This is a genomic window from Streptomyces sp. NBC_00376 (genome assembly GCF_036077095.1).
Classification (GTDB): domain Bacteria; phylum Actinomycetota; class Actinomycetes; order Streptomycetales; family Streptomycetaceae; genus Streptomyces.
This window is the reverse complement of the sequence record NZ_CP107960.1, coordinates 4,834,597-4,855,958: the sequence shown is the minus strand read 5'-3', so window position 1 is coordinate 4,855,958 and position 21,362 is coordinate 4,834,597. Positions and strand designations below refer to the sequence as shown.

Genomic DNA, 21,362 nt, shown 5'->3' with positions numbered 1-21,362 from the left:
ACCGGACGATTTCTCTGCATGCTACGCCAGCGTTTCGTCCGGGCTCCGGGCTGTCCACAGCCTGTGGGTAAAGTCCGGGCGGGGTGCGCGGCCCCGGGCCGGGGGCACCCGTAAATCGTGCGGGTCCGGACCGCACGCTGCGTGATGATCGTCCCATGACAGACACAGCAGACACGGACGAGCTGCGCATGGCGGACACGGACGAGCAAGGCATGGCGGACATGGGCGCGCAGTCGCGGCCGGAGGCGCGGGAGGACCCGCTCGAGGAATCCCCGAAGGACGCGCAGCAGCTGCGCAGGATCAACGCCTGGGCCGCGGCCGAACGGGTCCTGATCCGGCCGCCCATGAACCTCTCGCTCGGGGAGCGGCTGGCCGCGCTGGCGGCCGGGGCCGGGTCCGTCACCGATCTCGACCGCCCCGCGGACATCTACGGCAACGGCGTCGTCGCCGAGCTGGAGGAACGGATCGCGGAGCTGCTGGGCACGGAGGCCGCGGCGTTCTTCCCGACCGGGACGATGGCGCAGCAGGTCGCGCTGCGGTGCTGGGCCGGGCGGACCGGCAACCCCACGGTGGCGCTGCACCCGCTCGCCCATCCCGAGGTGCACGAGCGCGGCGCGCTGGAGGCGGTGAGCGGGCTGCGTACCGTCCACCCGACGTCCGCGCCCCGGCTGCCCACGGCGCAGGAGATCCGCGACTTCGACGAGCCGTTCGGCACGTTGATGCTGGAGCTGCCGTTGCGCGACGCCGGTTTCGTCCTGCCGACGTGGGAGGAGCTGGAGGCCGTGGTGGCGGCCGCGCGGGAGCGCGATGCGGTGGTGCACATCGACGGCGCGCGGCTCTGGGAGTGCGCCCCCCACTTCGGTCGGGAGCTGCCGGAGATCGCGGCGCTCGCGGACAGCGTGTACGTGTCGTTCTACAAGACCCTGGGCGGAATCTCCGGGGCCGCGCTGGCCGGTCCCGCCTCGCTGATCGAGGAGGCCCGCACCTGGCGCCACCGGTACGGCGGGCAGGTCTTCCAGCAGTTCCCGGCGGCGCTCGCGGCCCTGATCGGCCTCGATCAGGAGCTGCCGGAGCTGGCTTCGTACGTGGCACAGGCGAAGGTGGTGGCGGGGGCGCTGGCCGAGGGCTTCTCGGCGGCCGGCACCCCGTGGTTCCGGGTGCATCCGGAACCGCCGCACACGCACCAGTTCCAGGTGTGGCTGCCGTACGGGGCCGACGCCCTGACCGAGGCGGCGGTGCGGCAGGCGGAGGAGACGGGCGTGTCCCTCTTCCGCAAGTGGTACCCGGCGGCCGCCGGGCCGCCCGGACTGTCGTTCACCGAGATGACCGTGGGCCGCGAGGGGCTGGAGTGGACCGCTGACGACGTACGGGAGGCGGTACGGGAGTTCGTGGAGCGGATGGTCTAGCGGGACCCCGCCGGGCCGGCGGAGGAACGGCCGGGAGCGCGTCGACCGCCGGTTCCTCGGCTCCGGGCGAGCAGCGCCCGCAGCGCCGCCCACCGGCGGCCGCGCGCCGGGCGGCCCGCGATCACCGCGTCGAAGCGGCGCCGGTCGCGGGCCTCGCGCACCACTCCCCAGTCGTGCCGGCCCGGCAGCGGCGGCGGCACTTCTCCCTGCTGGGCCGCGCGATAGCTGTCGATCATGTGCTGCTGAATGGCGTCCATGGCCTCAGCGTGGGCCGGTCCCGGCGCCGCCCGCCCGCCGATTGACGACCACCGTCAAATGGCGCGATGCCTCCTGCGGGAACCCCGCACTATGGAGGGGTGAGCGTGCACATCGACATCGCCGGGCTGGCGCCCGACCGCATCGTCTTCGAGACCTCCCCCCTCGCCGAGCTGGGGCTGGCCCTGCACGCCCTCTCCGAGCCGGGGCACCACCCCGGCCTGCACGGCTGGGCGACGGCGACCGCCAGCGCACTGGAGCCGGACCTCGCCGACCGGCTGCACGAGGCCGACTTCCTGTGGCGCCACACGTTCTCGGACGTCTTCATGGCGTTCGCCGGAGTCCGCGGCGGCGACGGCAGGACGGGCGCGACCCTCGCCGAGGACCTCGACATCCTCGACCGGCTCGACGACGAGCGGTTCGCCGCCGCCGCCCTGGAGTTCACCTGCACCAGCCTGTACGGGCTCGGCGCGCCCTCCCCGCTCACCGATCCGACGATGCGCGCCCGCACCCTGGACATGGCGGCGGCTCGCGGCCCCCGGCAGGTGGAGTTCGCCCAGCGGCTGCTGGCCGATCCGGCCCCGGTGCGGGCCTGGGTGCGGCGCCTGTTCGAGGACTGCGACCGGGCGTTCTTCGCGGACACCTGGCGCCGGGTCCAGGTCCAGCTGGCCACCGACGCCCGGCACAAGAACGACCTGCTGCGGCGCAAGGGGCTCGGCGAGGCGATGGCCGCGGTGTCCACGGCGCTGAGCGTCGACGAGGCCGGGACCAGGATCAGCGCCGACAAGCTCAGCGAGGGCCGCACCAGCGCCGTCGGCCTCGGGCTCACGCTCATCCCGTCCACCTTCGGCTGGCCCCACCTCAACCTGCTGCACGCGCCGGGCTGGCGCCCGGTGATCCACTACCCGGTGCACCAGCCCGAGCTGCCCTCCCCCGCCTCCGTGGAACTGCTCCAGCTGCGCATGGAGGCGCTGGCCCACCCGATGCGGATGCGGCTCTGCCGCCATCTCGCCCGCTCCCAGCACACCACCGGCCAGCTCGCCGACACGCACGGCATCACCGCGCCCGAGGTCTCCCGGCATCTCGCGGTGCTGAAGAAGGCGGGCCTGGTCACCACCCGGCGGCGCGGCCGGTACGTGCTGCACCAGCTGGACCTGACCTCGGTGGCACGGCTCGGCAGCGACTTCCTGGAAGGCATCCTGCGCTGACCCGCCGCCGGCCCGCTCCGGGCGCGGCCCGGATCGAGCCGACCCGCCGGGCCGCCCCGGACGCGGCCTGGGTCAGACCGACCCGCCGCCGGCCCGGACCAGCCCCGTCTCGTACGCGAGGACCACGACCTGCACCCGGTCGCGCAGGCTCAGCTTGGTGAGGATGCGGCCCACGTGCGTCTTCACGGTCGCCTCGGAGAGCACCAGGCGCGCCGCGATCTCGCCGTTCGACAGGCCCTGGGCGACCAGCAGCATCACCTCGCGTTCGCGTTCGGTGAGCCTGGCGATGTCCTTGTGCTGCGGTTCACTGTTGCCGCTCGGCAGCATCGGGGAGAAGCGGTCGAGCAGCCGGCGGGTGGTGGACGGGGCGACGACGGCGTCACCGCTGTGCACGGAGCGGATGGCGGCGAGCAGCTCGGCCGGCGGCACGTCCTTGAGCATGAAGCCGCTGGCCCCGGCCTTCAGCCCGGAGAAGGCGTACTCGTCGAGGTCGAACGTGGTCAGGATCAGCACCTTGGGCGCGTCCGGCTGCGCGCAGATGCGCCGGGTGGCCTCGACCCCGTCCAGCCTCGGCATCCGTACGTCCATCAGCACCACGTCGACGGCGGTGGAGCGGAGGTGCTCGATCGCCTCCGCGCCGTCGCCCGCCTCGGCCACGACCTCCATGTCCGGCTGGGCGGCGAGCACCATCCGGAAGCCGGTGCGCAGCAGCATCTGGTCGTCGACGAGCATCACGCGGATGGCCATGAGGTGTCCTGTCTCCTGTCTGGTACGACGTCTGCCCGATACGGCGTCCGTCCGATACGGCGTCGGCTCCGACGCCCGGGGCCCCTAGTGGGCCGGCTTGAGCGGCAGCAGCGCGCTGATCCGGAAGCCGCCGCCGGGCCGCGGCCCGGCGTCCAGCGTGCCGCCGACCATGCCGACCCGCTCACGCATCCCGATCATTCCGTGGCCCGCGCCGTCGGCGCCACCATCCTCGTACAGTTCGTGCGCCGCGCCCCGCCCGTCGTCCTCGATCAGCAGTCCGAGCCCGTCGTCGAAGTAGACCAGACGCACGCTGGCCCCCGCGTCCGGACCGCCGTGCTTGCGGGTGTTGGTCAGGGCCTCCTGCACGATGCGGTACGCGGTCAGCTCGACCCCGCTGGGCAGCGGGCGCGGGGTGCCCTCGATCTTGAAGTCGACGGCCAGGCCGGCCTGCCTGACCTGGTCGATCAGGTCCTCGATCTGGTCCACGTCCGGCTGCGGGACGTACTCCCCGCTCTCCTGCGCGTCGCCCGTCCGCAGCACCCCGAGCAGCCGCCGCATCTCGGCGAGCGCCTGCCTGCCGGTGCTGGAGATGGTCTCCAGGGCCTGCTTGGCCTGGTCGGGGGCGGCGTCCATGACGTACGCCGCACCGTCGGCCTGCACCACCATCACCGACACGTTGTGCGCGACGACGTCGTGGAGTTCACGTGCGATCCGGGCCCGCTCGGCCGCCACCGCCACCTTCGACTGCGCCTCGCGCTCCCGCTCCAGCCGGGCGGCGCGCTCCTCCAGCTGACTGAAGTAGGCGCGCCTGGTCCGCATCGAGTCGCCGAGCACCCAGGCCAGCACGAACGGCACGGTCAGCACGATGACGACGAAGGTCTGCTGGGCCCAGCCGCCCTGCGGTGCTTCCTGCGGCCAGCGCAGCGTGGACACACCCGCCGCGCACAGGCTGCAGACCAGCGCGAGCCGGGAAGCCCAGCGCTCCCCGACGGTGGCCACGGTGAAGACGATCACCAGCATGGCGAAGTTCGCGACACCGGGGCCGACCCCCGTGACCAGTTGCGCCAGGCCCATCGTGATGGCGAGCAGCAGCATCTTCTCCGGTGCGCGGCGGCGCAGCGCGACGACGACGCAGAGGCCGAGGATGATCAGAACGGCAGCGATGCGCTCCGTGCCGCTCTTCGGCATGACCGCCATGGACATGCCGGAGAGCCCGAGGAGGACGACGGCCCAGAAGCAGTCGACGCCCGTCGGGTGTCTGCGGATGAAGTCGTAGAGGCGCTGCACGTAACCCAGCGTAGGGACAGGCGAGGGTCGCCCGGGTCAGCCGAAGGGCCGATCCGGCTCCAGGGACCGTACTCCCCAAGGTGGAGACTTGGACAGGTGACGGATGAGTGGCGTGGGTGGCAGGTGGCGACAGAGACCGCTTTGTACGGGGACGGGGGGTTCTACCGGAGCCCCGAAGGGCCGGCGGGCCATTTCCGTACCTCTGTCCACGCGTCCCCGCTCTTCGCCGCCGCCGTCGCCCGGCTGCTGGTCGAAACGGCCCGGGAGCTGGACACCGGATCGGTCGACCTGGTGGACGTGGGCGCCGGCCGGGGCGAGCTGCTGACGGGGGTGCTGGCGGCGCTGCCGGCTGCGGGCGGCGACGGCCTGGCCGTGCGGGCGTACGCCGTGGAGCTCGCCGCCCGCCCGCCCGGTCTGGATGCCCGGATCGAGTGGTGCGCCGAACCGCCGCCGCGCACGTACGGCCTGCTGTTCGCCAACGAGTGGCTGGACAACGTCCCGACCGATATCGCCGAGACCGACGCGGACGGCGTCGACCGGTACGTCCTGGTCCGGGACCGGGACGGTACGGAACGGCTGGGCGAGCCGGTGACCGGGGCGGACGCCGAGTGGCTGCGCCGCTGGTGGCCGTCGGCCGGTCCGGGCAGCCGCGCGGAGATCGGCCGCCCCCGCGACGAGGCCTGGGCGCGGGCGGTGGCCACGCTGGCCGGGGGGCTCGCCGTGGCGGTTGACTACGCCCATGTGCGCGAAGCGCGGCCCCCGTTCGGCACCCTGACCGGCTTCCGGGGAGGCCGCGAGGTCCGGCCGGTGCCGGACGGCAGCTGCGACCTCACCTCGCACGTGGCGCTGGACTCCTGCGCGGCGGCCGGGTCCTTCGCCGGTGCGCCGCCCGAGCTGCTGAGCCAGCGCGAGGCGCTGCACCGCCTCGGCGTCGGCGGCGAACGCCCGCCCCTGGCCCTGGCGTCGACCGACCCGGCCGGCTACGTACGGGCGCTCGCCTCGGCGGGCGAGGCGGCGGAGCTGACGGCCCGCGGCGGCCTCGGCGACTTCGGCTGGCTGATGCAGCGAAGGGGCTGAGACCTGCCGCCGGGCGACCGGGGACGGGGTCCGGGCACAGCCACCGGGCGGCCGGGGACGGGGTCCGGGGCGGGGCCCTGGTGCGTTCGCGCGATACTGGCCGCATGACGGAGACGACGGTCGGCATCGGCGGCGCGGCGGAGAGCACCGACATGGTGCTCAACATCGGCCCGCAGCACCCCTCCACCCACGGCGTGCTCCGACTGCGCATCGTCCTGGACGGCGAACGCATCCAGCACGCCGAGCCGGTCATCGGCTACATGCACCGGGGCGCCGAGAAGCTGTTCGAGGCCCGTGACTACCGGCAGATCGTGATGCTCGCCAACCGCCACGACTGGCTCTCGGCGTTCTCCAACGAGCTGGGCGTCGTGATGGCCGTGGAGCGCATGCTCGGCATGGAGGTCCCGGAGCGCGCGGTCTGGACCCGCACCCTGCTCGCCGAGCTGAACCGGGTCCTGAACCATCTGATGTTCCTCGGTTCGTACCCGCTCGAACTCGGCGGGATCACCCCGGTGTTCTACGCCTTCCGCGAGCGCGAGGAGCTCCAGGCCGTGATGGAGGAGGTCTCCGGCGGCCGGATGCACTACATGTTCAACCGCGTCGGCGGCCTCAAGGAGGACCTCCCGGCCGGATGGCTCGGACGGGCCCGGGACGCCGTCGCCTCGGTCCGGTCCCGGATGGACGTCTACGACGACCTGGTGCTCGGCAACGAGATCTTCCGGGGCCGCACCCGCGACGTGGGCGTGCTGTCCGCCGGGACCGTGCACGCGTACGGGGTGTCCGGGCCGATCGCCCGCGCCTCGGGCGTCGACTTCGATCTGCGGCGCGACGAGCCGTATCTCGCGTACGGGGAACTCCAGGACACCCTGAAGGTGGTCACCCGCACCGAGGGCGACTGCCTGGCCCGCTTCGAGTGCCTGCTGGAGCAGACGCACAACGCCCTGGACCTCGCGGACGCCTGCCTGGACCGGATGGCCGGCCTGGCCCCCGGCCCGATCAACCAGCGGCTGCCCAAGGTGCTGAAGGCCCCCGAGGGCCACACCTACGCCTGGACCGAGAACCCGCTCGGCGTCAACGGCTACTACCTGGTGTCCAAGGGCGAGAAGACCCCGTACCGGCTGAAGCTCCGCTCCGCCTCGTACAACAACATCCAGGCGCTCACCGAGCTGCTGCCGGGCACGCTGGTCGCCGACATGGTCGCGATCCTGGGCTCGCTCTTCTTCGTCGTCGGCGACATCGACAAGTAGCCGCCGGCGGTATCGGCAAGCGGCCGCCGGGCGGGGCCCGAGGGCCCCGACGGCCCGGCTACGAGATCGCGCTGCGCAGCTCCGCCACGTCCAGCTGCTCGGTCTCGTCGTGCGCGGTCAGGTCGATGACCTCGCCGACGGCCTGCTTCTCGGCCTTGCCCGTGCGGTGCGCGGCCAGTGCCTCCTCGCCCACCACGTCGGCGAGGTCCTCGTTCTGCACGGACTCGATCGCGGCGCGCGCCGCCTTCTGCGTCCCGAAGAAGTCGAAGCTGCCCTGCGGCACCGGATGGCGGCGGGAGGCCGTGTACGGGGCGACGGCGGTGGCGGCCGGTGCGGTGCGTGCCGGGGGCAGCGCGGCGGACGGGCGGGGCGCGGGCAGGGGGGTCGGCGGGCGCAGGTGCTGCGCGCCGGTCCGGTCCTCGGCCGCGGCGTGCTTGCCCCGCTGCTCCTCCGCCTCCCGGGACCGCTCGGCGAGATCACGCTTCCTGGCCTGCTCGGCGGTGCGGCGCGCCTCCTGGAGCGCCCCGTTGCGGGAGAGGTCCTCCAGCGCCTGGGCGGCCCGCAGATAGGCGGCGGGCGTCGGGGTGCTGCGGGCGGCGGGCAGCTCCCGGGGCGTGGCGGCGGCTTCGAGCGCGAGCTGCCTGCGGCCCTCCAGCGCGCTGGCCCGCTCGGTCTCGGCGGTGGCGTACCGGCGCAGCAGCGCGGCGTGCTCGCCGCGCAGGTTGGCGAGCTCCACGCGCTTGCGGCGCAGCTTCGTCTCCAGCCGGGTGCGCAGCTCCCGCGACTCCTCCAGGTCGGACTCCAGCTCGGCGATCCGCTCCTCGGCCCGCCACTCGTCCCCGGCACGGGCCCGCGTCAGCTCGGCGACCCGGCGGCCGGCCTCCCGGTCCCAGCTGCGCATCAGATACGCACCGGTCACGGCGGCGGCTGCGGCGGCGGCCGCCAGACCGCGCAGGACCAGAGGTTCGGCGAGCAGCCAGGTGCTTCCGGCACAGAGGACCGAGACTCCGACGACTGCCGACGGCGGAAGGATTCTGTGCAGAGGTGGCGAATGGCGATGACGTCCACGTGGCATGGCCTGAAATTTACCGTGTGTACGGGGCACTTGGGGGGCCGCCCGGCAATCTGTTCCCTCCCGGTTACCTGACGGCCCCCATTCCCCCCGATTCCTACTTCTCGATGAGGCTCTTCGAGCGCAGATACTCCTTGGCCACATCCGCGGGCTTTGCGCGCTCCGCGTCGACCTTGCGGTTCAGTTCCGCGAGATCTTCGGTAGTGAGCGCCTTGGTGAGCTTGCCGAGCGCGTCGGCAATGTCCTGCGAACCGGCGTCCTCGGCATTGAGGACCGGCAGTACGTTGTCGGCGTTCTGGAGCTTCTTGTCGTCCTCCAGGAACACCAGGCCGTAGCTGTCCAGCACCGCGTCCGTGGTGGTGGTGAGGACCAACTGGTCCTTGCCGTCCTTGACCGCCTGCTTGGACTGCGGCGTGCCGACTCCCTTGGGGTCGATTCCGGTGACGTCGATGCCGTACGTCTTCTTCAGACCGGGTGCGCAGAACGGCCGCACCTCGCACTCGTCACCCGCCGCGATCTTCACCGCGACCTTCGACCTGCCGAGGTCCGAAAGGGTCTTGAGCTTGTTCTTCGCGGCGAATTCCTTCGTCACCGCGAAGGCGTTCTGGTCGACGGCCGCACCGGCCGGGAGCACCTTCAGTCCGCGCGGGGTAGCGAGCTTCTCCAGCGCGGCGACGGTGGCCGCCGTGTCACCGGAGGCGACCGGCGCCTTCTCGGCCTTCTTCGCGCCGTTCACCTTGGCGTTGAGGAATTCGGCGATCGTCGCGGCGTATTCGGGGACGACATCGATCTCGCCCTTCTCCAGGGACGGCTCGTACAGTTCCCGGTTCGCCACCGTGGTGATCGAGGTGCTGTATCCGGCGTCGCCCAGGATCTGCGCGTACAGCTCCGCGAGCACCTTGGACTCGGTGAAGGAGGCCGCGCCGACGACGAGCGACCCCTTCTTGCCGGAGCCCGAGCCGCCGGCGGATGCCGAGCCCGCCTTGTCCTTGTCCTTCTCCAGGCTGTCGCCGCCGCAGGCGGCGAGCGAGCCGGCCAGCGCCACCATGCCGATGACCGCGCCGGCCATGCGCGAGGTCTTGCTCATTGTTGTTCTCCGTCCACAGCAACAGGTCTGAAATCTGAATGGGATGAGATCCGGGGATCGGGGGCCGGAGGCTCCGCCCGGCCGTCACGCGCCGTCAGGCCGTCCGGCGGCGGCGCAGCGGTGACAGCAGCCGGTCCAGGCCCACCAGCACCGCCTCCACCAGCAGCGCGAGCAAGGCGACCAGCACCGCCCCCGCGACCACCTGCGGTGTGTTGTACGTGTTGAACCCGGCGGTGATGATCCGGCCGAGGCCGCCCTGACCGACCATCGCGGCGATCGTCGCCGTGGCGACCACCTGGACCGCGGCGGAGCGCAGCCCGGTCATGATCATCGGGTAGGCCAGCGGCAGCTCGACCCGCACGAAGAGCTGCCGCCCGGACATCCCCATGCCGCGCGCCGCCTCCGTCACCGACCGGTCGACCTCCGTCATCCCGACGTAGGCGTTGGTCAGCAGCGGCGGCACGGCGAACAGCACCAGCGCGATGACGGTCGGCACATATCCGGCGTTGCGCAGCGGCGAGACCATGAAGAGGGCCAGCACCGCGAAGACCGGGACCGCCCGCCCCACGTTGGAGAGGTTGACCGCCAGCGCGCCGCCCTTCCCGATGTGGCCGAGACACAGTGCGACCGGAAGCGCGATCGCGCACGCCAGGGCGAGCGCGACCCCGCTGACGTAGAGATGCTCACCGAGCCGGTGGGCCGCCCCGCTCTCCCCCGACCAGTTCGCGCCGGTGGTGAGCCAGGTCCAGGCCTCGCCGAGAACTCCCATGGGTCAGACCGCCTTTGCCACGGTGTCCGCGCCCGTGTGCGCGGCACGTATTCGGGTCCAGGGGGTCAACAGCCGCTGCACACCGAGCAGCAGCAGATCCGCGACGACCGCGAGCAGCACGCACAGGACCGAGGCCGTGAGCACCTGGGCCTTGAAGAAGCTGGGGAGCGCGTCGCCCATGAGGTTGCCGAGGCCACCCCTGCCGATGATCGAGCCGACCGTCGTCAGCGCGATCGTCGACACCGTGGCGATGCGGACGCCGGCCATCAACGCGGGCATCGCCAGCGGCAGTTCGACCTCCCAGAGCAGCCGGACCGGCCCGTACCCCATCCCCTTCGCGGCTTCCTTCGCCTCCTGGGGAACGGCTTCGAGGCCCGCCAGGATGTTCCGCACGAGGATGGTCAGCGAATACAGCACCAGGCCGGTGACCACCAGTGCGGCGGAGAGCCCGAACAGCGGCAGCAGCAGCGAGAACATGGCGAGCGAGGGCACGGTGTAGAGCACCGTGGTCAGCCCGAGCACCGGTCCGGCGAATCGGCGGCCGCGGCGCGCGAGCAGCGCCAGCGGAAAGGCCACCAGGAGCCCGATCACCACCGATACCGCGGTGATCCAGATGTGCTGGACCGTCGCATCGGTCAACTCCTGGCTGCGGGAACGCAGATACTCCCCGCAGATCCAGTCGTTCGTCACCAGGCAGTTCTGTCCCGCGGCCATCCGTCCCCACCTCCCGCTCACCGTCTCGTACGTATGTATGGGCGACCCTATCCTCGACCACTGACAATCGCGGGGGCCGTTGTATTTCAGCAACACGTCCTTCACAGAACACGCGTCACAATGGGGAACCATGATCCGTTTCGAGCACGTCACCAAGCGGTACGCGGACGGCACCACCGCCGTCGACGACCTTTCCTTCGAGGTCGCCGAGGGTGAACTGGTCACGCTCGTCGGACCGTCGGGGTGCGGCAAGACGACCACCATGAAGATGGTGAACCGGCTGATCGAACCGACCGAGGGCCGGATATTCCTCGACGGGGACGACATATCCGCCATCGACCCCGTCCGGCTGCGCCGCCGTATCGGATATGTGATCCAGCAGGTGGGGCTCTTCCCGCACCGTACGGTCCTGGAGAACACCGCGACCGTTCCTCATCTCCTGGGCTGGAAACGGGGAAAGGGACGCGAACGCGCGGCGGAACTCCTCGACCTTGTCGGACTTGATCCTTCCGTTTATGGCGACCGCTATCCGGAACAGCTCTCCGGCGGTCAGCGCCAACGCGTCGGGGTGGCAAGGGCACTTGCCGCCGACCCACCGGTCCTGCTGATGGACGAGCCTTTCGGCGCGGTCGACCCGGTCGTCCGTGAACGGCTGCAGAACGAATTCCTGAAACTTCAGGAACAGGTCCGTAAAACCGTCCTGTTCGTCACGCACGACATCGAGGAAGCAGTCCGGCTCGGCGACCGGATCGCCGTCTACGGGCAGGGTTCCATCGAGCAGTTCGACTCCCCGGCCACCGTGCTCGGCGCGCCCGCCACCCCCTATGTCGCGGACTTCGTCGGCGCCGACCGTGGCCTCAAGCGGCTCTCCGTCACCCCCATCGAGGAGGGCGACCTCGACCAGCCGCCCGTCGTCCACCTCGACGACTCCCTGGCGAAGGCGACCGAGCGGCTGCGGGCCGAGGGCGCGCGCTGGGCCGTCGTGCTGGACGGCCAGGACAATCTGCACGGCTGGATCCCGGCCGACGGAGCCGGAGCCCGAGCCGGCACCAAGGCCGGATCCGGAACCGGAGCCGGCGGCACCGTGCGCGCGCACGCCCGCCGGATGGAGGCCTGGCTGCCCGTCGGCGCCCCGCTCAAGCAGGCGTTCGCCACCATGCTCCAGCACGACGCGGGCTGGATCGCCGTCATCGACGCGGAGAGCACCGGCCGGTTCCTCGGTGTGCTCACCCCGGCCCGCCTGCACGAGGCGCTGCGCCGCTCGATCGACGCGGACGCCCAGGACGTACCGCGCACCGAGGCGGCGGTCGAGACCGTGGAGAGCGTCGGCAAGACGACCGCCACCGGGTAGAGCCAGGGGCCGGGCCCGTATCAGTTCTCGCTGAGCCGGCTGCTCATCCAGTCCAGCGCCGAAGGGATCTCCCGCCGCCAGGTGTTGAAGTTGTGCCCGCCGCTGTCGAGCACGATCGAGGAGACCTGGGCGGGCGACTTCACCTTGGAGATGAACCGCTGCGTGGAGTGGTAGTTCCCCTCGCCGTGCCGGGACGTCGTGACCAGGAAGGACGCGTCGGGCTGCTTCGGCAGGTGATCCAGGGTCCACATCAGATCGGCGCGGTCACGGGCCCGCTGGTCGCCCTGGAAGAGGTCACCGGTCGTCGGGTCCTCGGCCGCCTTGTAGTACGCGGAGAGCCCGACGCTCGCGGTGAACCGGTCCGGGTGGTGGAGGCCGATCTTCAACGCGCAGTAACCACCGGTCGAATTGCCCATGATGCCCCAGTTGTGGGCCAGTCTGCCGACCCGGTACACCTCCGAGACCACGTTGGGCAGATCCTCCGCGAGGAACGTCTCGGTCTGCGGCCCGCCCTTGATGTCCACGCACTCGGTGTCCCGCGGCGGCGCCAGCGTCGGCCGCAGCATCACCAGGATCATCGGTTGCGCCCTGCCCGCCTTCACCCGGTCGTGCGCGGTCCGCGGATAGTCGAGGCCCTTCAGGAGGTTCTCCGGGATGCCCGGGTAGCCGGTGAGGACCACCACGGCGGGAAACTTCCGGTGCGCGAACGCCGGCTGGAAGTACTCGGGCGGGAGGTACACGTACGCCGAGCTCTCGATCCCCGATCGCCGGCCCGAGATCACGACCTTGTCGATCCGCCCGCTCTTCACCGGCCGCGAGGCGCCCGGCACGTCCGGCAGCTGCATCCCGACCCGGACGATGTTCTTGGCCGCCAGCGTCCCGGCCGCGTGGTCCGTGACGACACCCAGATCCTGCTTCTGGCCGAGCAGGTCGGCCCACGACCCGTAGAAGAGGAAGGAGTTGTTGGCCAGCAGGCCGACCGAGGAGAAGACCATCACCTGGGTCGCCAGCAGCAGGCCGACCCTGCCCAGCACCGCGCGCACGCTGCGGCGGGCCAGCCGGGGCCAGAGCCAGATCGTGGCGGCGAAGGACACCACGGCCAGCCCGATGACCAGGCCCAGGAACACATTGCCGGTAAGGCCCATGGGGGTGAGCTTTCTTGTCTGGAAATTTCCGGTTCTCGGGTGAACCCCGGACCCGGAAGCCTCGTCCTACAGGTCGCACATCGTCCGGAGGACCACGGCCGAAGGACTCAAGAATCTCTCGCGGAACCACGGGAAGCGATGTCTGTCACGGTAGATGGGGATAATTCGGGATCGGTTCCGGGCCCTGTACGCAAGTTCGCGCGCGGTCCGAGCCCCGTAGCCAAGTTCCTGGGCGGCCCGAGCACCGTACGCAAGTTCGTACGCGGCCCGCGCCCCGAATCCGTACCGACGCTGGTCGGTACCGCCTGCACCGTCGTCGGCCTGATCGATGTCGCCGCGGGCGTCTTCCCACGCTTCCGGCACAGCCGGATGCACACCCTCGCCGAGGTACTGCCCGGCGCCCTCGGACCGTTCGCCGCCGCGCTCTCGCTGAGCGCGGGCGTCCTCCTGCTGCTGCTCGCCCACGGCCTCAAGCGGCGCAAGCGGCGGGCCTGGCGGGCCGCTGTCGTCCTGCTGCCGGCCGGTGCGCTGGCGCAGTTCGTCTACCGGCACTCGGTCATCGGCACGCTCGTCTCGCTGGTGCTCTGCCTGCTGCTGGTCCGCAACCGCGGCGAGTTCGCCGCACTCCCCGACCCCCGGAGCCGCTGGCGGGCGCTGGCCAACTTCGTGCTCCTCGGCGCGGGTTCGCTGGCCCTCGGGCTCGTCGTCGTCAGCGCGCACCCCGGCCGGGTGGTCGGGAGCCCCAGCATCGCCGACCGGCTCCAGCACGTGCTGTACGGAATGCTCGGCTTCGAGGGGCCCGTCGAGTACGCCGGCGACACCTCCTGGACCGTGGCGTACTCCCTCGGCGCCCTCGGTCTGCTCACCGCCGTCACCACCATCTACCTCGCCTTCCGCCCCGAGCACCCGGCCGCCCGCCTCACCGAGGACGACGAGGTCCGGCTGCGCGCCCTGCTGGAAAAGCACGGCGGCCGCGACTCGCTCGGCCACTTCGCGCTCCGCCGCGACAAGGGCGTCGTCTTCTCCCCCAGCGGCAAGGCCGCAGTCTGCTACCGCGTGGTGTCCGGGGTGATGCTGGCCAGCGGCGACCCGATCGGCGACGTGGAGGCCTGGCCGGGCGCCATCGAACGGTTCATGGACGAGGCCAGGGCCCACTCCTGGACCCCGGCCGTGATGGGCTGCAGCGAGACCGGCGGCGAGGTCTGGACCCGCGAGACCGGGCTGGACGCCCTGGAACTGGGCGACGAGGCGGTGGTGGACGTCGCGGATTTCTCGCTCGCCGGGCGCGCGATGCGCAACGTACGCCAGATGGTGAAGCGCATTGAACGGCTCGGCTACGAGACCCGGGTCCGGCGCGTGAGCGAGATCGGCGACGCCGAACTGGCCCGCATCCGCCGGGCCGCCGACGACTGGCGCGGCACCGACAACGAGCGCGGCTTCTCCATGGCGCTGGGCCGGATCGGTGACCCGGCCGACGGGGACTGCGTCATCGCCACCGCCCACAAGGCCGACGAGCACGCCGACGACTCCCCCTACGGCGACCTGAAGGCCGTGCTCCACTTCGTCCCGTGGGGCCACGACGGCATGTCCCTCGACCTGATGCGCCGCGACCGCTCCGCCGATCCCGGCATGAACGAACTGCTGATCGTCGCCGCCCTCCAGGCGGCCCCCCAGCTCTCCGTCGAACGTGTCTCGCTGAACTTCGCGATGTTCCGCTCGGCACTCGCCCGGGGCGAGAAGCTGGGCGCCGGACCGGTGCTGCGGACCTGGCGCGGACTGCTGATCTTCCTGTCGCGCTGGTTCCAGATCGAGTCGCTGTACAAGTTCAACGCCAAGTTCCGCCCCCGCTGGGAGCCCCGCTTCGTCGTCTACCGCACCGCCCGCGACCTGCCCCGCATCTCCCTCGCCGCCATGCAGGCGGAGGGCTTCGTGAGCCTCGCGCTCCCCCGCCCCTTCGCCCGCCGCTTCCCGGCCCCCCGGCCCCGCCCCTGCGCCCACACCACGGCGCCCGGCCGGGAGCAGCACGCGCGCGCGGCGTAGCTCCGCTCCGTACGGGGCCTACGCTGGTCGCATGAGTACGTTGCGTGGACGAGGCACGGTCCAGGGCCTTCCGGAGTGGGACCGCTGCGCGGTCATGGGTGTCGTGAACGTGACCCCGGACTCCTTCTCCGACGGAGGGCGCTGGTTCGACACCACGGCCGCGGTCAAACACGGCCTCGACCTGGTGGCCCGGGGCGCCGACCTGATCGACGTCGGCGGCGAGTCGACCCGCCCCGGCGCCAGCCGGGTGGACGCGTCGGAGGAGCTGCGGCGCGTGGTCCCGGTGGTCAGGGGCCTGGCGTCCGAAGGGGTCACGGTCTCCGTGGACACCATGCGGGCCCGGGTCGCCGAGGAGGCGGTCGCGGCCGGAGCCGTCCTGGTCAACGACGTGAGCGGCGGCCTCGCCGACCCCGACATGGTCCGGGTCGTCGCCGCGGCCGGCGCCCCCTTCGTGGTGATGCACTGGCGCGGCTTCAGCGAGTCCATGAACAGCCGGGCGGTGTACGGGGACGTCGTCGCCGAGGTCGTCGCCGAGCTGCGGGAACGGATGGACGCCGTGGTCGCGGGCGGCATCGCACCGGAACGGATCGTGATCGACCCCGGTCTCGGCTTCGCCAAGGACGCCGCCCACGACCTCGCCCTGGTCGCCCACCTCGACGAGCTGCGCGCCCTGGGCCGCCCGCTGCTGGTCGCCGCCTCCCGCAAGCGCTTCCTCGGCCACGTACTGGCCGGCGACGGCGCCGCGCCGCCGCCCGCCCGCGAACGCGACGCCGCCACCGCGGCGATCTCCGCCCTGTCCGCCCACGCGGGCGCCTGGGCCGTCCGGGTCCACGAGGTCCGGGCCACGGCCGACGCCGTACGGGTCGCCCGCGCCGTCGAGGGAGCTTCGTGAGCGGGCCCCGTGACGAGCACGCGGAGGCGGCCGCCGACATCGCGGCCGTCGAGCAGGCCAACACGGCCTTCTACGAGGCGATGGAGCGCGGCGACCTGGAGGAGCTCTCCGGGCTCTGGCTGCCGGGCGAGGACCTCACCGTCTCCTGCGTCCACCCGGGCTGGCCGGTACTGACCGGCCGCGGCGAGGTGCTGCGCAGTTACGCGCTGATCATGGCGAACACCGAGTACATCCAGTTCTTCCTGACCGACGTCGGGGTCTCGATGACCGGTGACACGGCCCTGGTGACCTGTACGGAGAACATCCTGAGCGGCGGCCCGGCGGAGGACGGCAACGCGCTCGGCCCACTGGTCGGCCAACTCGTCGTGGCCACCAATGTGTTCCGGCGCACACCCGACGGCTGGAAGCTCTGGTCCCACCACGGCTCGCCCGTACTGACCGAAACCGGTGACGAAGAGGACGAAGAGACACCCTCCTGACCTGCCGACCGGGCGGCCGCGCCCCCGAACGGGGTTGGAACGGGGCAGCGCGGGTATACGCGGCTACCAGTCCGTGAGGCCGCGTCCACGGCCCCCGCGGGCGAGCACTGTCGGTGCTCGCAGGTAGATTCGAAAGAGAGCACCTCGCCGTCCGCACGCGGCCCCGTGTCTCTACGACCAACGACAGCAGGAGTGATTCGCGTGGATCGTGTCGCGCTGCGCGGCCTCAAGGCCCGTGGGCACCATGGCGTCTTTCCCAAGGAACGGGAAGAGGGCCAGACCTTCATCGTGGACCTGGTGCTCGGCCTGGACACCCGCCCTGCGGCAGCCTCCGACGACCTGACGAAGACCGTGCACTACGGCGTCGTCGCGGAGGAAGTCGTCGAAGTGGTGCAGGGTGACCCCGTCGACCTGATCGAAACGCTCGCGGAGCGCATCGCCCAGCAGTGCCTCAAGCACGAAGGAGTCCAGGAGGTGGAGGTCGTGGTGCACAAGCCGGATGCGCCGATCACCGTCCCCTTCGACGATGTGACCATCACCATCACCCGGAGCCGAGTATGACTGCGTTTTCCACCGAAGGGCAGAGCGACCCGACCGTCCAGCCGGTGCCCGCCTCCGTGGTCGAGCAGGTCGACGCGGCGGACGTCACCCTCTCCAACCCCAAGCGCGCCGTGATCTCCCTGGGCTCCAACCTCGGCAACCGCCTGGAGACCCTCCAGGGCGCCATCGACGCGTTGGAGGACACCCCCGGCCTGCGGGTCAAAGCCGTCTCCCCGGTGTACGAGACTGAGCCGTGGGGCGTCGCCCCCGGCTCCCAGCCCTCGTACTTCAACGCGGTGATCGTCGTGAAGACGACGCTCCCCCCGTCCTCCCTCCTGGAGCGCGGCCAGGCCGTCGAGGAGGCCTTCGAACGGGTCCGCGAGGAGCGCTGGGGCCCGCGCACCATAGACGTCGACATCGTGGCGTACGCGGACGTCGTCTCCGACGACCCGGTGCTCACCCTCCCCCACCCCAGGGCCCATGAGCGGGCCTTCGTCCTCGCCCCGTGGCACGACGTCGACCCCGAGGCCCAGCTGCCCGGCGCCGGTCCCGTCGCGGAGCTGCTGGCCGGAGTCGGCCGGGACGGCGTGTTGCCCCGCGCCGATCTGGAACTCCGCCTGCCCGAGTAGTCGTTAGGCTCGACGGAAACTGACCACTGGCGGCGAAGGGCGGATCACTCGGTGAAGCAACTCAGGCTCGGGGTACTGGTCGGCCTCTTCGCCGCTGCCGGGGTGCTCTCCTGGGGCGGCGCCCGCCTCTGGGACTCCCTGGGCAGCCTGCCGAGCGTCCCTCTCGCCGCGCCGATCGTGCTCGCGGTGATCGCCGTCATCCTGCTGGCGACGGCGCTCTCCGTCCGCTCCCGGCTGCGCGCCCAGCGCGAGCGCCGGCCGGGAGCCAAGGGCATCGAGCCCCTGATGGCGGCCCGCGCGGTCGTCTTCGGCCAGGCCAGCGCCCTGGTCGTCTCCCTGGTCGCCGGCATGTACGGCGGCATCGGCGTCTTCCTGCTCGGCTCCCTCGACGTCCCGGCCCGCCGCGACCAGGCCATCTACGCGGGCTTCGCCGTCCTGGCGGGCATCGCCGTGGTCGCCGCGGCCCTCTGGCTGGAGCGCATCTGCAAGCTCCCGGAGGACGAGGACAACGACAGGAGCTCGGCGGCCGCGTAGGGCCACCGAGCTCCTGTGGTGAGGCTGTTTCCGGGTCCGGGTCCGGTCAGCGCGCCATGATCAGGCTCATCGCCTCGGCACGCGTCGCGGGGTCACGGAGCTGTCCGCGCACCGCCGAGGTCAGCGTCTTGGCTCCCGGCTTGCGGATCCCGCGCATCGACATGCACATGTGCTCGCACTCGATGACGACGATGACCCCGCGCGGCTCCAGGATCTCCATCAGGGACTCGGCGATCTGCGTGGTCAGCCGCTCCTGGACCTGCGGGCGGCGGGCGTAGACGTCGACCAGCCGGGCCAGCTTGGAAAGACCGGTGATCTTGCCGGTGGTCGCCGGGATGTACCCGACGTGCGCGACGCCCCTGAACGGGACCAGATGGTGTTCACAGGTACTGAACACTTCGATGTCCTTGACCAGCACCATCTCGTCGTGACCGAGGTCGAACGTGGTCGTCAGGACATCCTCGGGCTGCTGGTGGAGGCCGGCGAATATCTCCTTGTACGCCCGCGCCACCCGCCCCGGCGTCTCGCGCAGTCCCTCGCGGTCCGGGTCCTCGCCCACCGCGATGAGGAGTTCGCGTACGGCGGCCTCGGCCCGCTTCTCGTCGAAGTCGCCGATCGGACCCTGGCCGTCCAGCGTCACCGGGTCGGTCATCTGTGCCTCGTTCCTCTGAGCTGTCACCCGCGCCATGCCTCCGCACGGGCGTACGAAAAAGCCGCGCCCCCACAGGCTAGAACCTGTGGGGGCGCGGCTTCCATTCCGGGCCCGGCACGACCCCCGTGAAAGGGGCCACACCGGGGAACGGATCAGCTCTCGGGCCGGTCCTCCGGGACGACCTCGGAGGCCGGGACGGTGTCCGTGGGGACGACCGAGCCGTTCGCCGTGGTGGCGCCGTTGGTGAGGGCGAGCTCCTTCGGCGAGAGCACCGGCGGCCGCGTCGAAGGCGTACGCCGGGCCGAACCGGTCCACGCCGGACGGGCCGGGCGCTTCACGATCGGGGCGAAGATCTCGGCGATCTCCTCCTTGCCGAGCGTCTCCTTCTCCAGGAGCTGGAGCACCAGGTTGTCCAGGACGTCGCGGTTCTCGACGAGGATCTCCCACGCGTCGTTGTGGGCGGTCTCGATGAGCTTCTTGACCTCCTCGTCGACCAGGGCCGCGACCTCTTCCGAGTAGTCGCGCTGGTGGCCCATCTCCCGGCCCACGAAGGGCTCGGTGTTGTCGCCGCCGAACTTGATCGCGCCGAGCCGCTCCGTCATGCCGTACTGCGTGACCATCGCGCGGGCCGTTGCCGTGGCCTTCTCGATGTCGTTGGCGGCGCCGGTGGTCGGGTCGTGGAAGACCAGCTCCTCGGCCGCGCGCCCGCCCAGCATGTAGGCCAGCTGGTCGAGCATCTCGTTGCGCGTCGTGGAGTACTTGTCCTCCTCCGGGAGCACCATCGTGTAACCGAGGGCGCGGCCGCGGGAGAGGATCGTGATCTTGTGGACCGGGTCCGCCTGGGGGGAAGCCGCCGCGACCAGGGCGTGTCCGCCCTCGTGGTACGCGGTGATCTTCTTCTCCTTCTCGGACATGATCCGGGTCCGCTTCTGCGGGCCCGCCACGACGCGGTCGATGGCCTCGTCGAGCATCTTGTTGTCGATCAGCTTCAGATTGCCGCGCGCCGTGAGGAGCGCCGCTTCGTTCAGCACGTTCGACAGGTCGGCACCGGTGAAGCCGGGCGTACGGCGGGCGACGGCGCCGAGGTCGACGTCCTTCGCCACCGGCTTGCCCTTCTGGTGCACCTTGAGGATCTCCAGGCGGCCCTGCATGTCCGGCCGGTCGACCGCGATCTGCCGGTCGAAGCGGCCCGGACGCAGCAGCGCCGGGTCGAGGATGTCCGGCCGGTTCGTGGCGGCGATCAGGATGACGCCGCCCTTCACGTCGAAGCCGTCCATCTCGACGAGCAGCTGGTTCAGCGTCTGCTCGCGCTCGTCGTGCCCGCCGCCCATTCCGGCACCGCGGTGCCGGCCGACGGCGTCGATCTCGTCGACGAAGACGATCGCCGGGGCGTTCGCCTTGGCCTGCTCGAAGAGGTCACGGACCCGGCTGGCACCGACACCGACGAACATCTCGACGAAGTCGGAACCGGAGATCGAGTAGAACGGGACGCCCGCCTCGCCGGCGACGGCGCGTGCGAGCAGCGTCTTGCCCGTACCGGGAGGCCCGTACAGCAGGACGCCCTTGGGGATCTTCGCGCCGACGGCCTGGAACTTCGCCGGCTCCTGGAGGAACTCCTTGATCTCCTGGAGCTCCTCGACGGCCTCGTCCGACCCCGCCACATCGGCGAACGTCGTCTTCGGCGTGTCCTTGGTGATCAGCTTGGCCTTGGACTTCCCGAACTGCATGACCCGGGAGCCGCCGCCCTGCATCTGATTCATCAGGAACAGGAAGACGACCACGATCAGGACGAACGGCAGCAGCGAGAGGAGGATCGAGATGAACGGGGACTGCTTGGACGGCGAGACCGTGTAGCCCTCGTCGATCTTGCCGCTCTCGAACTTCTGCTGCAGCGTGTCCGCGATCTGGACACCCTGGTTGCCGATGTAGCTCGCCTGGAACTTGGTGCCGGACTCGCCCGAGAGCTTCTGGCCCTTCTTCAACTCGATCTTGATGATCTGTTCGTCACCGGTGGTCAGCTTGGCCTGCGCCACCTGGTCCTTGCTGATCGCCTGGATCACCTTGCCGGTGTCCACCGATTTGTAGCCGCCCGACGAGCCGACGACTGTCATCAACACGACCACGGCGAGGACGGCCAGCACGATCCACATGACCGGCCCACGGAAGTATCGCTTCACGTCCATCCATACGGGGCGAATCCGCCCCGTCCCTCCTGCCCGTAGGTAAATGCT

General features: G+C 71.2%; 21 protein-coding genes. 11 read left to right on the top strand and 10 right to left on the bottom strand.

Annotation, left to right across the window (positions count from 1 at the left end; genetic code table 11):
- Positions 1–212: 212 nt before the first annotated feature.
- Positions 213–1,406 (top strand): threonine aldolase family protein, encoded by a 1,194-nt coding sequence (locus OG842_RS21965; RefSeq protein WP_443064068.1) that lies wholly within the window; start codon positions 213–215, stop codon positions 1,404–1,406.
- On the opposite strand, the gene OG842_RS21960 is transcribed toward OG842_RS21965, so the two are convergent.
- On the bottom strand, positions 1,403–1,663 hold the full coding sequence (locus tag OG842_RS21960) for a hypothetical protein (RefSeq protein ID WP_266731903.1): 261 nt from the start codon (positions 1,661–1,663) through the stop codon (positions 1,403–1,405). The two genes, OG842_RS21965 and OG842_RS21960, sit on opposite strands and share 4 nt — an antisense overlap.
- 105 nt (positions 1,664–1,768) lie before the next feature.
- On the opposite strand from OG842_RS21960, the gene OG842_RS21955 reads away from it, so the two are divergent.
- Positions 1,769–2,869, top strand: coding sequence for a DUF5937 family protein (locus OG842_RS21955; protein ID WP_266733738.1), 1,101 nt, complete (start codon positions 1,769–1,771; stop codon positions 2,867–2,869).
- Positions 2,870–2,941: 72 nt separating this feature from the next.
- Here the strand turns inward: OG842_RS21955 and OG842_RS21950 are convergent, their stop codons facing one another.
- Entirely contained in the window at positions 2,942–3,616 is a 675-nt protein-coding gene (locus OG842_RS21950) for a response regulator (protein WP_266731901.1), read from the bottom strand.
- Positions 3,617–3,700: 84 nt separating this feature from the next.
- On the bottom strand, positions 3,701–4,903 hold the full coding sequence (locus OG842_RS21945) for a sensor histidine kinase (protein WP_266731899.1): 1,203 nt from the start codon (positions 4,901–4,903) through the stop codon (positions 3,701–3,703).
- A 96-nt stretch (positions 4,904–4,999) separates the two neighbouring features.
- Here OG842_RS21945 and OG842_RS21940 point away from each other — a divergent pair, with 96 nt between their 5' ends.
- Both OG842_RS21940 and OG842_RS21935 read left to right on the top strand, forming a co-directional pair.
- Positions 5,000–5,980, top strand: coding sequence for an SAM-dependent methyltransferase (locus OG842_RS21940; RefSeq protein ID WP_266731898.1), 981 nt, complete (start codon positions 5,000–5,002; stop codon positions 5,978–5,980).
- 104 nt (positions 5,981–6,084) lie between these two features.
- The gene (locus OG842_RS21935; RefSeq protein WP_266731896.1) at positions 6,085–7,227 is read left to right on the top strand and encodes an NADH-quinone oxidoreductase subunit D; all 1,143 of its coding nucleotides are present in this window, start codon (positions 6,085–6,087) and stop codon (positions 7,225–7,227) included.
- A gap of 58 nt (positions 7,228–7,285) precedes the next feature.
- On the opposite strand, the gene OG842_RS21930 is transcribed toward OG842_RS21935, so the two are convergent.
- From OG842_RS21930 to OG842_RS21915, 4 genes are all read right to left on the bottom strand, one after another.
- Complete coding sequence (locus tag OG842_RS21930; RefSeq protein WP_266731894.1) at positions 7,286–8,302, bottom strand: hypothetical protein; 1,017 nt, start codon at positions 8,300–8,302, stop codon at positions 7,286–7,288.
- A 94-nt stretch (positions 8,303–8,396) separates the two neighbouring features.
- Entirely contained in the window at positions 8,397–9,386 is a 990-nt protein-coding gene (locus tag OG842_RS21925) for an ABC transporter substrate-binding protein (RefSeq protein ID WP_266731892.1), read from the bottom strand.
- A gap of 94 nt (positions 9,387–9,480) precedes the next feature.
- Positions 9,481–10,155 carry an ABC transporter permease gene (locus OG842_RS21920; protein WP_266731891.1) on the bottom strand — a complete coding sequence of 225 codons (675 nt, stop codon included), beginning with the start codon at positions 10,153–10,155 and terminating at the stop codon, positions 9,481–9,483.
- Positions 10,156–10,158: 3 nt separating this feature from the next.
- The gene (locus OG842_RS21915) at positions 10,159–10,869 is read right to left on the bottom strand and encodes an ABC transporter permease (RefSeq protein ID WP_266731889.1); all 711 of its coding nucleotides are present in this window, start codon (positions 10,867–10,869) and stop codon (positions 10,159–10,161) included.
- A gap of 130 nt (positions 10,870–10,999) precedes the next feature.
- Between OG842_RS21915 and OG842_RS21910 the strand changes: the two genes are divergently transcribed.
- A complete protein-coding gene (locus OG842_RS21910; protein WP_266731888.1) occupies positions 11,000–12,220 on the top strand; it encodes an ABC transporter ATP-binding protein in 1,221 nt (406 codons plus the stop codon).
- A 20-nt stretch (positions 12,221–12,240) separates the two neighbouring features.
- On the opposite strand, the gene OG842_RS21905 is transcribed toward OG842_RS21910, so the two are convergent.
- Entirely contained in the window at positions 12,241–13,365 is a 1,125-nt protein-coding gene (locus tag OG842_RS21905) for an alpha/beta hydrolase (RefSeq protein WP_266731887.1), read from the bottom strand.
- A 138-nt stretch (positions 13,366–13,503) separates the two neighbouring features.
- Between OG842_RS21905 and OG842_RS21900 the strand changes: the two genes are divergently transcribed.
- From OG842_RS21900 to OG842_RS21875, 6 genes are all read left to right on the top strand, one after another.
- Positions 13,504–15,405 (top strand): phosphatidylglycerol lysyltransferase domain-containing protein, encoded by a 1,902-nt coding sequence (locus OG842_RS21900; RefSeq protein ID WP_266731886.1) that lies wholly within the window; start codon positions 13,504–13,506, stop codon positions 15,403–15,405.
- Between the two features lie 31 nt (positions 15,406–15,436).
- Complete coding sequence (gene folP / locus OG842_RS21895) at positions 15,437–16,297, top strand: dihydropteroate synthase (RefSeq protein WP_443063995.1); 861 nt, start codon at positions 15,437–15,439, stop codon at positions 16,295–16,297.
- Positions 16,294–16,776: a nuclear transport factor 2 family protein gene (locus OG842_RS21890; protein WP_266731884.1), complete on the top strand. Its 483-nt coding sequence runs from the start codon at positions 16,294–16,296 to the stop codon at positions 16,774–16,776. Before folP ends, OG842_RS21890 begins: the two co-directional genes overlap by 4 nt.
- A gap of 201 nt (positions 16,777–16,977) precedes the next feature.
- Complete coding sequence (gene folB / locus OG842_RS21885) at positions 16,978–17,337, top strand: dihydroneopterin aldolase (protein ID WP_266731883.1); 360 nt, start codon at positions 16,978–16,980, stop codon at positions 17,335–17,337.
- On the top strand, positions 17,334–17,945 hold the full coding sequence (folK, locus tag OG842_RS21880) for a 2-amino-4-hydroxy-6-hydroxymethyldihydropteridine diphosphokinase (RefSeq protein ID WP_266731881.1): 612 nt from the start codon (positions 17,334–17,336) through the stop codon (positions 17,943–17,945). Before folB ends, folK begins: the two co-directional genes overlap by 4 nt.
- A 51-nt stretch (positions 17,946–17,996) precedes the next feature.
- On the top strand, positions 17,997–18,479 hold the full coding sequence (locus tag OG842_RS21875; protein WP_266731879.1) for a DUF3180 domain-containing protein: 483 nt from the start codon (positions 17,997–17,999) through the stop codon (positions 18,477–18,479).
- A 46-nt stretch (positions 18,480–18,525) separates the two neighbouring features.
- On the opposite strand, the gene folE is transcribed toward OG842_RS21875, so the two are convergent.
- Both folE and ftsH read right to left on the bottom strand, forming a co-directional pair.
- Positions 18,526–19,131, bottom strand: coding sequence for a GTP cyclohydrolase I FolE (gene folE / locus OG842_RS21870; RefSeq protein WP_266731877.1), 606 nt, complete (start codon positions 19,129–19,131; stop codon positions 18,526–18,528).
- Between the two features lie 152 nt (positions 19,132–19,283).
- Entirely contained in the window at positions 19,284–21,314 is a 2,031-nt protein-coding gene (gene ftsH, locus OG842_RS21865; RefSeq protein ID WP_266731876.1) for an ATP-dependent zinc metalloprotease FtsH, read from the bottom strand.
- Positions 21,315–21,362 lie beyond the last annotated feature (48 nt).